This window comes from Chitinophaga sp. (assembly GCF_035564935.1).
In the GTDB taxonomy this organism is placed as follows: Bacteria; Bacteroidota; Bacteroidia; order Chitinophagales; family Chitinophagaceae; genus Chitinophaga.
The window spans coordinates 1-7,805 of sequence record NZ_DATMTE010000511.1; the positions used below are offsets into that span (position 1 = coordinate 1).

At 47.2% G+C, this 7,805-nt stretch carries 6 protein-coding genes; 2 read left to right on the forward strand and 4 right to left on the reverse strand.

The features are described from left to right. Positions 1-57 precede the first annotated feature (57 nt). Positions 58-870: a sugar phosphate isomerase/epimerase family protein gene (locus tag VN105_RS13020; RefSeq protein ID WP_325641521.1), complete on the reverse strand. Its 813-nt coding sequence runs from the start codon at positions 868-870 to the stop codon at positions 58-60. Then, on the reverse strand, positions 867-1,775 hold the full coding sequence (locus VN105_RS13025) for a phytanoyl-CoA dioxygenase family protein (protein ID WP_325641523.1): 909 nt from the start codon (positions 1,773-1,775) through the stop codon (positions 867-869). The genes VN105_RS13020 and VN105_RS13025 overlap by 4 nt, the downstream gene beginning before the upstream one ends. Positions 1,776-1,902: 127 nt before the next feature. On the opposite strand from VN105_RS13025, the gene VN105_RS13030 reads away from it, so the two are divergent. Then, entirely contained in the window at positions 1,903-2,745 is an 843-nt protein-coding gene (locus VN105_RS13030; RefSeq protein WP_325641525.1) for an AraC family transcriptional regulator, read from the forward strand. Positions 2,746-2,825: 80 nt separating this feature from the next. On the opposite strand, the gene VN105_RS13035 is transcribed toward VN105_RS13030, so the two are convergent. Together VN105_RS13035 and VN105_RS13040 are read right to left on the reverse strand one after the other, a co-directional pair. Further along, the gene (locus VN105_RS13035) at positions 2,826-4,010 is read right to left on the reverse strand and encodes an epoxide hydrolase (RefSeq protein ID WP_325641527.1); all 1,185 of its coding nucleotides are present in this window, start codon (positions 4,008-4,010) and stop codon (positions 2,826-2,828) included. A gap of 89 nt (positions 4,011-4,099) precedes the next feature. After that, on the reverse strand, positions 4,100-5,371 hold the full coding sequence (locus tag VN105_RS13040) for an NAD(P)/FAD-dependent oxidoreductase (protein WP_325641529.1): 1,272 nt from the start codon (positions 5,369-5,371) through the stop codon (positions 4,100-4,102). 297 nt (positions 5,372-5,668) lie between these two features. Between VN105_RS13040 and VN105_RS13045 the strand changes: the two genes are divergently transcribed. Beyond that, entirely contained in the window at positions 5,669-7,708 is a 2,040-nt protein-coding gene (locus tag VN105_RS13045; protein ID WP_325641531.1) for a glycoside hydrolase family 127 protein, read from the forward strand. The last annotated feature ends 97 nt before the right edge of the window (positions 7,709-7,805 follow it).

A 7,805-nucleotide genomic window follows, 5' to 3' on the forward strand; every position in this document is an offset into this window, starting at 1 on the left:
ACTGTGGTTTGAATGCTGTGCCGTACCACGGACAACTTACATTCGGTGAACCTTCCATTATAATTCCCGGCGCAGAAAATCCTTCATTTTCACATTCAACAGCCACTGGTTGTTAACCGGCTGATTGGTATAGGGCAGGGATGGCATATACGGAACAGGTCCAAATTCCGGGCAAATACACATTTGCGTGTTACCCTGGCTGCTGTTGAACTGAATAATTTCCTGCCACCAGTTCACAAATGTATGCAGGGCAGCTTCCCATTCCGGTACAAACGGATCAGTTACCTGCGGCGATTGCGTATGGCCCACCCTCGCATGAATATGCCCGGTATGCTGTATGGCGCGTTCCAGGCTGGGCCGCTGATCTTCGAGAAAGCTCTCAGACACCGCGCACCAATGTGAAAAATCCGCCGTAATTTTTAACGCAGGATACCTGTCCAGGAACTGTAGCAGCTGGGCCGGGTGAAATGTGAAGCGCCCGCGGTGCGTTTCATGATAAACCGGCACACCGGTACTTTCCTGAATCAAAAATGCATCTTCAATAAGCTGGCAATTCTGCGCAAAAGACCAGAAATCCTTACCCGTATGTGAGTTGATAAATAACGGTCCCAAAGCGGCCAGTTCTTCCAGCCGCCTTATATAACGCCTCCTATAGGTTGCAAAATCTTCGTTCAACGAAGGCAAATATTGCTGGGCAACAAAAAGCAACCTGTTATCATTTAAATATCTTACCAATTTCTTCCGATGGTCTTCGTTATCCGGCAGATTTATTTCCACACCATCAAAACCCGCTTCCATAACCCGCTCAACGAAGACCTCAGGACCAATAGTTTCACTTCCCCAGAAAGGGCATAAATATTTTATTTTCATATTGCCTGGTTTCCATTGGTTAACCCGGCCGGATCATAAATGACAGGGAAAAACTTCCCTTCCATTTTTTGGCCGGTTTTAATGGCCGGCACTCCTTTTAATACCGCCTCGTTGCTATTGGACATTACGCCGTCGGCAAAAACGTTCAATACAAACGCCCGCCTGCTGCGGTCTGAAAAATTTTCATATGAGCCATGCACTAATAATGGGTGATGAAAAGAAGCATATCCCTTCTTCATTTCAATGGCAACCGGATGAAACGCCTGTTTTTGTTCTTCGCTTAACAGGCCCTTCAAATCATCCATCTCCCCGGTTAAAACGGGCCTGTCCAATAAGCCCCAATGGTGGCTTTGGGGAATATAATGCAGGCAGCCATTCTCCTTTGAAGCATCATCAAGGCCAACCCAACAGGTTAAATGATTCATTGGAACTGTTCTTGTCCAATACGAATAATCCTGGTGCCATGCAACCACTCCCCCATGCCTGGCCGGTTTACAAAATAACTGGTCATGCCAAAACCTGACAGCTACATTTCCGAGCAACTGGCTTGCAGCCATTACAAATGCAGGGTTCCAAAGTATATCATGAAAGCCGGGAGTGATCCTCCAATGTCCCAGGGAATGAAAAATCACCGTATTGGGGTCTGTGGACTCATTCGAATGAAACTCGTAAAACAAGTGGTGCCTGGGATGTTTAGGGTCCTGGATCTCTGTAAGCTCACGATTGAGCCGGTCAACCTGCCATTCGTCGAGCAACTTAACATTTGAAAGATAACCATACCTGTTAAAATAGGATATTTGATCATCTGTCAACCTGTATTTCCCCCATTCTTCCGGGGATGCCGGCACTTCAAAAAGATCCGAAACCAAATAATTATAATCAGCAAGATCCTGTGATAGTTCCATATGTTCCATGTTTTATTCTAATTTTGTTCAAAACGAAATTAACCTGGTCTTTCTTAAAAAGTGACAACTATTATAACCAGATTGTATCCTATCTTGTCAATGAGAAAAATGGAAGATCATCTCCCGTATGAAAGCGCAGTTTGAACATATATCACCACCCGATGGCTATTCCATCCATGCTTTTGAGTACTGCGACCAGGTATTTGACGCTCCATGGCATGTTCACCCGGAAAATGAACTCACCTACATCAAAGGCAGCAAGGGATTAAGGTATGTGGGGAACCAGGTAAACCCGTTTGAGGCGGGCGATTTTGTGCTGCTTAAAGGGAATGTGCCACATTGCTGGAAGAACCCCGAAAACAATTCCGAAACAGCCCATTCAATAGTCATTCAATGGAAAGACGGCCTGTTTCCGGACCTGCCCGAATTTCAGCCAATAGCTGATTTGCTGGCCCGTTCCAGTCATGGGATCCTGCTCAACGCCGGCTTGTTCCCCAGCCTGGAAAAGCGGCTTCTTGCCATTGTTCGCTCAGCTCCACTGGACAGGTACATTTTGTTACTGGACCTGCTGAAAGAAATATGCAAATTACCAACCTCTCAGCGTATCTGCGAAATCAGCTTCGCCAACGAACTAAACCTGCAAACAAACCAAAGAATCGAAAAAATAATCTGTTATGTTAAATCTCATTATCACAAACCTGTTACACTTTCTGAAATGTCTGCCCTGTGCAACATGAAAGAAGAATCGTTCTCAAGATTTTTTAGTAAAACGATGAAGAAGGCTTTTTCCACCTATCTTACAGAATACCGGCTTGCTATGGCCTGTAAGCTGCTTATCGACAGCGACCTGTCTGTTGCTGAAATTGCCTATTCATGCGGATTCGGTAGTATGGCTTTCTTTCACAGAAAGTTCAAACAGCACCGTCAATCATCTCCGTTCAACTACAAAAAAAAGTTTCTTGACAGTTAAAAAAACAATAGCTGAAACGCTTTAAGGGACAAGCGGCGCTTTGCCACCTGCCCCTTTTCATTTCCGGTTGATGTATACACTTACTTTACCGCGTTGCTTTTAAAAAACCCGTCTACTTCCTTCACCCACAGTTCCGGCAGTTCCAATGCTGCAAAGTGGCCGCCTTTTTCCATCACCGTAAACTGTTGCAGGTTCACTTTTCTTTCCGCCCATTCCTTCGGCGTTGGAGCATCACCGGGGAATATGGCAACCCCTGTAGGTACATTTACTTTCTGGCCGGAAGCCAGCTGCTGAAAAGCGCCTACAGCATAGGTGCGCATAGACGAATTAATTGTTTGGCTTACCCAATAGATCATAACATTTGTAAGCAGTTCATCTTTTGTGAAATGATCTTCAATAGTACCATCCTGTGTACTCCAGGCTTTGAATTTCTCGATGATCCAGGAAGCAAGACCTACAGGAGAGTCATTTAATCCAAAAGCCTGCGTTTGCGGCTTGGTAGCCTGCAGCATGGCGTAGGCGCCTTCCCTGAACCACCATTGCTGAATAAACTGTCCGAACTCCTGCTCGGCTTTAGACATGGTGCTCCAGTCTTCCGAACCATTAGGATACCCAACGTCCGACAGGTGAACAGCAGCTACGTTTTCAGGATAAAGATTGGCGATAGACTTAGCGATGTTGCTACCTATGTCCCCTCCTGCCACCAGGAAAGTTTTGTAGCCAAGCGCATCTTTCATCAGCGTTGCGATAATTTTGGCGGAGCCGTCGTCTGTCATGGCTACATGACTGGAAAAACCGAAACCGGGAATGGAAGGCACCACTATGTCGTAATCTCCTGTTAATAAAGGAATCACTTTGTGATAGCGGTAAAAGCAATCGGGCCATCCATGCAGGAGCAATAAAGGTTTGGCATGGGGGTTTTTACTTTTGATGTGCTGGAAGTGAATGGTCATCCCGTCTATTTCTGCCGTGAACTGTGGGATTTCGTTGAGCGCAGCTTCCTGTTTGCGCCAGTCGTAACCATTTTGCCAGTAGTCAGCAAGGCTTTTAAGGAACACGGGGTCTGTGCCATAATTCCAGCCAATGCTATCCGGGGCATCAGGCCAGCGGGTTTGGCGGAGCCGGTTTTGGAGATCGTTCAGTACAGTTTCCTGTACATTAATTCTGAAGGGCTTTACAGTGTACATATAGGTTTTTGTTTTAGGTTGTCCAATGGCAGATACTGTTATAACAGCGATCGTTAAAAAGAAGAAGATCTGTTTCATAGTTGCTTATTTGATGAAACAAAGATCCAAACGGGTGGTGACAGCTGTATGTCAGTTGTAAACCGGCTTTCAAAAATAAATAATCCAGGTCATCTCATCTTTCTCAGCGGTCGTATTATTAAGCGGAGCGACTGGTCTTTCGTAAAGTAAGCCACCACCCAGTTATACAATGTTTTGAAACGATTGCCGTAGCTCACGAGGAAAGTGAGGTGAATAAAAAGCCAGATAAACCAGGCGATAAAGCCTTTGAAGTGAAGTTTAGGTTTGGGGATATCTGCCACTGCTTTATTGCGGCCTATAATAGCCATATTACCTTTATCAAAATAACGGAAAGGTTTAAGGGGTTTGGAGGCTGCAAGCGCCGCAAAATTCTCGCCCAGCCGGGTGCCTTGCTGGATGGCCACCTGGGCCAGCTGCGGATGCCCGTCGGGGAATGCAGGATCAGTGGTTTGCAAACAAATGTCGCCTATAGCGTAAATATCTTTCAACCCTTTTATTTCATTAAACTCGTCTACAAGCAGTCTTTTTCCCCGGCCATAACATTCGGCGGGAATACCTTCTGCAACAGGAGCGGTTACACCTGCCGCCCATACCACTGTTTTGGTAGCAATGGTGTCCCCGTTGGAAAAGATCACTGTATCATTTACATAATCTTTTACCTGCATGCCCAGCTTTATTTCCACCCCCATCCTGATAAGCGCGTTATATGCGTCGCGTTGCGACTGCTCACTCATGGCGGCCAGCACTTTTTGAATGCCATCTACCAGGTAAATATGCGATTCATATCCTTTGCCGGCTATTTCAGGATAATCTTTCGGTACTACTTCCTTTTTCAGCTCTGCCAGCAGACCGGACACTTCCACGCCGGTGGGCCCGCCCCCTACCACTACAATGGTGAGCAGCTTTGTTCTTTCTTCCGGGTTGGTGGTAAGCGCGGCTTCTTCCATTATCTGCAGGAAGTGATTGCGGAGTTCCAGTGCATCATTCACTGTTTTCATGGGCATGGCATTGCGCTGCACATTTTCCATTCCAAAATAATTGGTGGCGGTGCCATATGCCAGCACCAGGTAATCGTATTCCAGGGTAGTAGTGGAAAGTACCACTTTTTTCTCTTCCGGTATTACCTTCAGAAATTCCCCGATCACGAAACGGGCATTTTTGTTTTTTCGCAGCAATTTCCTGAACGGGTAGCTGATATCCGTGGGGTCCAGGAACGCCATAGACACCTGGTATACCAGCGGGGGAAAATAATTATAATTATTCCGGTCTACCAATGTAACCGTAAATTCTTCTTTGCGGGCCAGTTTCCTCACCAGGTTAATTCCTGCAAATCCACCGCCTATAACAACAATATGTTTCATAATATGATCTTTGCTGTAAAAAAGTGAAGGCAATTTTGTTGCCGTATTGTAAGTTTCTCTTCTTTATAGTTATTTATGGCAGATAACAGTTTTGTAAGATGATTTGTTCCGCCTGCTTCACGGAAGGCAGGTTCCTTTGTATAGGTATTGTACATCCATGTGCCCGGAAAATTAATTGTCAATTTGACGATTAATAAATAAAAATCACTATTTTTCGTCCGCGGTACAGGGGAACAGGAAAAAGCTGTTGACCCGGCGCCTCATTATCTGGATAAATTTCACGTTATAATGTTCTTTATGAAAAAGATATGCCTCTTTATCGGTATCTGCGCAGCGTCTACTGCATGGGCGCAGGTAAAGGATTATCCCGTAAAATCAGTTGGTTTCACTTCGGTACAGCTCACTGACAGCTTCTGGCTGCCACGCCTGCGTACCAATCACCTGGTAACTATTCCCGCGTCATTTGAACGTTGTGAAAACACCGGCAGGGTAAAGAATTTTGAGATGGCGGCAGCCCATTCAGGGAAGTTCTGTACTACGTTCCCGTTTGATGATACTGATATCTATAAAACAATTGAAGGGGCTTCTTTTTCCCTGAGCCTTTTCCCCGATAAAAAACTGGAAGCATATATTGATTCCCTGATCGTAAAAGTGGGCAGGGCGCAGGAACCGGACGGCTACCTGTATACCGCCCGTACCATTAACCCCGCGGCCCCACATGCGTGGGCCGGACCGGAAAGATGGGTAAGGGAACGGGAGCTGAGCCATGAGTTGTACAACTCCGGCCACCTGTACGAAGCCGCTTTTGCCCATTATTATGCCACCGGTAAAAAAACGCTGCTGAACATCGCCCTTAAAAATGCCGACCTGGTTTGCAGCGTATTCGGCCCGGGTAAAAGACAGGTAGCGCCGGGTCATGAAATTGTGGAAATGGGACTGGTAAAGCTGTACCGCATTACGGGCAAAGCCGCTTACCTGGAAACGGCAAAGTTCTTTATTGAAGAGCGCGGTCATTATAACGGCTACGACCGCAACAGTAAAGACCCTTGGAAAAGCGGGGCCTACTGGCAGGACGATAAGCCCGTTACCGAGCAATATGAAGCGGAAGGCCACGCGGTACGGGCGGGCTACCTTTACGCCGCCATGGCGGACGTAGCTGCTCTCACCGGCGATAAAAGCCTGCTCCAGGCGGTAGATACCATCTGGCAGAACATGGTATCCTACAAAATGTATGTACAGGGCGGGCTGGGCGCAGTGCCTTCCGGGGAACGGTTTGGCAACAACTACGAACTGCCCAATACCACGGCCTATAATGAAACCTGCGCGGCCATTGCAGGCGTGTACTGGAATTACCGGATGTTCCTGCTGCACGGGGATGCAAAGTATATGGATGTTTTGGAGAAGATGTTGTACAACGGGCTGATTTCCGGGTTGGGACTGGATGGTAAGTCTTTTTTCTACAGCAACGCCATGCAGGTAAAGCATTCCTTTACCCACAAACAACTGGAACCTGAACGTGCAGGCTGGTTTGAGTGCTCCTGCTGCCCTACCAACCTCACCCGCCTGATCCCTTCCATCCCGGGTTATGTGTATGCACAAAAAGACAGTAATGTGTATGCAAATCTTTTTGTTGCCAGCAGCGCTACCCTGAAAGTAGCCGGCCACACCGTTGCTATTAACCAGCAAAATCAATATCCCTGGAACGGCAACCTGGTGTTCACTATTTCTCCCGCCAAAAAACCGGCGGCATTCAACTTCCTGGTACGTATCCCCGGATGGGCGCAGAATACCGCCGTTCCTTCCGGCTTATACACTTTTGCCGGCAACAATACCCCGCCCCCGGTGATCCGGGTAAACGGCGTTCCGGTAACTTACCACATGGAAAAAGGATATGCCGTGCTTGCACGTACCTGGAAAAAAAATGACCGGGTGGAAGTAGTGCTGCCAATGGAAGTGAGGAAGATAAAAGCAAATGAACACGTAAAAGAGGACGCCGGCAAGGTGGCCCTGCAACGCGGCCCATTGATCTATTGCGGCGAATGGGCCGATAACAACGGCAGCACCGGCAACATCATTATCCCTTCCGAAGCCGTTTTTGCCACTGCCTGGCGTCCGCAGCTGCTGAACGGCGTAACCGTTATCACCAGCCAGGTACCGGTAGTAAAAGTGAGCAATAACGGGGAACAGGTATCCACCTCCTCACAAACGTTTACAGCTATCCCGTATTATGCATGGGCCAACCGGGGTAAAGGGGAAATGATGGTGTGGTTCCCGGAAAAGATAACAGATATTGACCTGCTCAGCAGCAAACCGGAAGATAAAATTATACTGAAGTAATTCCTTGTACGTTCTTCTCACTCTTCAGCGGTAAAACCACTCTGATCCAGGGGCTGCCAGGGCAGTTACAGTATATGTTGCTACCAGTTTGCAGCCC

Coding starts and splice junctions, on each gene's coding strand:
- VN105_RS13035 (WP_325641527.1), bottom strand. CDS start 4,010: ATGAAACAGATCTTCTTCTTTTTAACGATCGCTGTTATAACAGTATCT.
- VN105_RS13020 (WP_325641521.1), bottom strand. CDS start 870: ATGAAAATAAAATATTTATGCCCTTTCTGGGGAAGTGAAACTATTGGT.
- VN105_RS13030 (WP_325641525.1), top strand. CDS start 1,903: ATGAAAGCGCAGTTTGAACATATATCACCACCCGATGGCTATTCCATC.
- VN105_RS13025 (WP_325641523.1), bottom strand. CDS start 1,775: ATGGAACTATCACAGGATCTTGCTGATTATAATTATTTGGTTTCGGAT.
- VN105_RS13040 (WP_325641529.1), bottom strand. CDS start 5,371: ATGAAACATATTGTTGTTATAGGCGGTGGATTTGCAGGAATTAACCTG.
- VN105_RS13045 (WP_325641531.1), top strand. CDS start 5,669: ATGAAAAAGATATGCCTCTTTATCGGTATCTGCGCAGCGTCTACTGCA.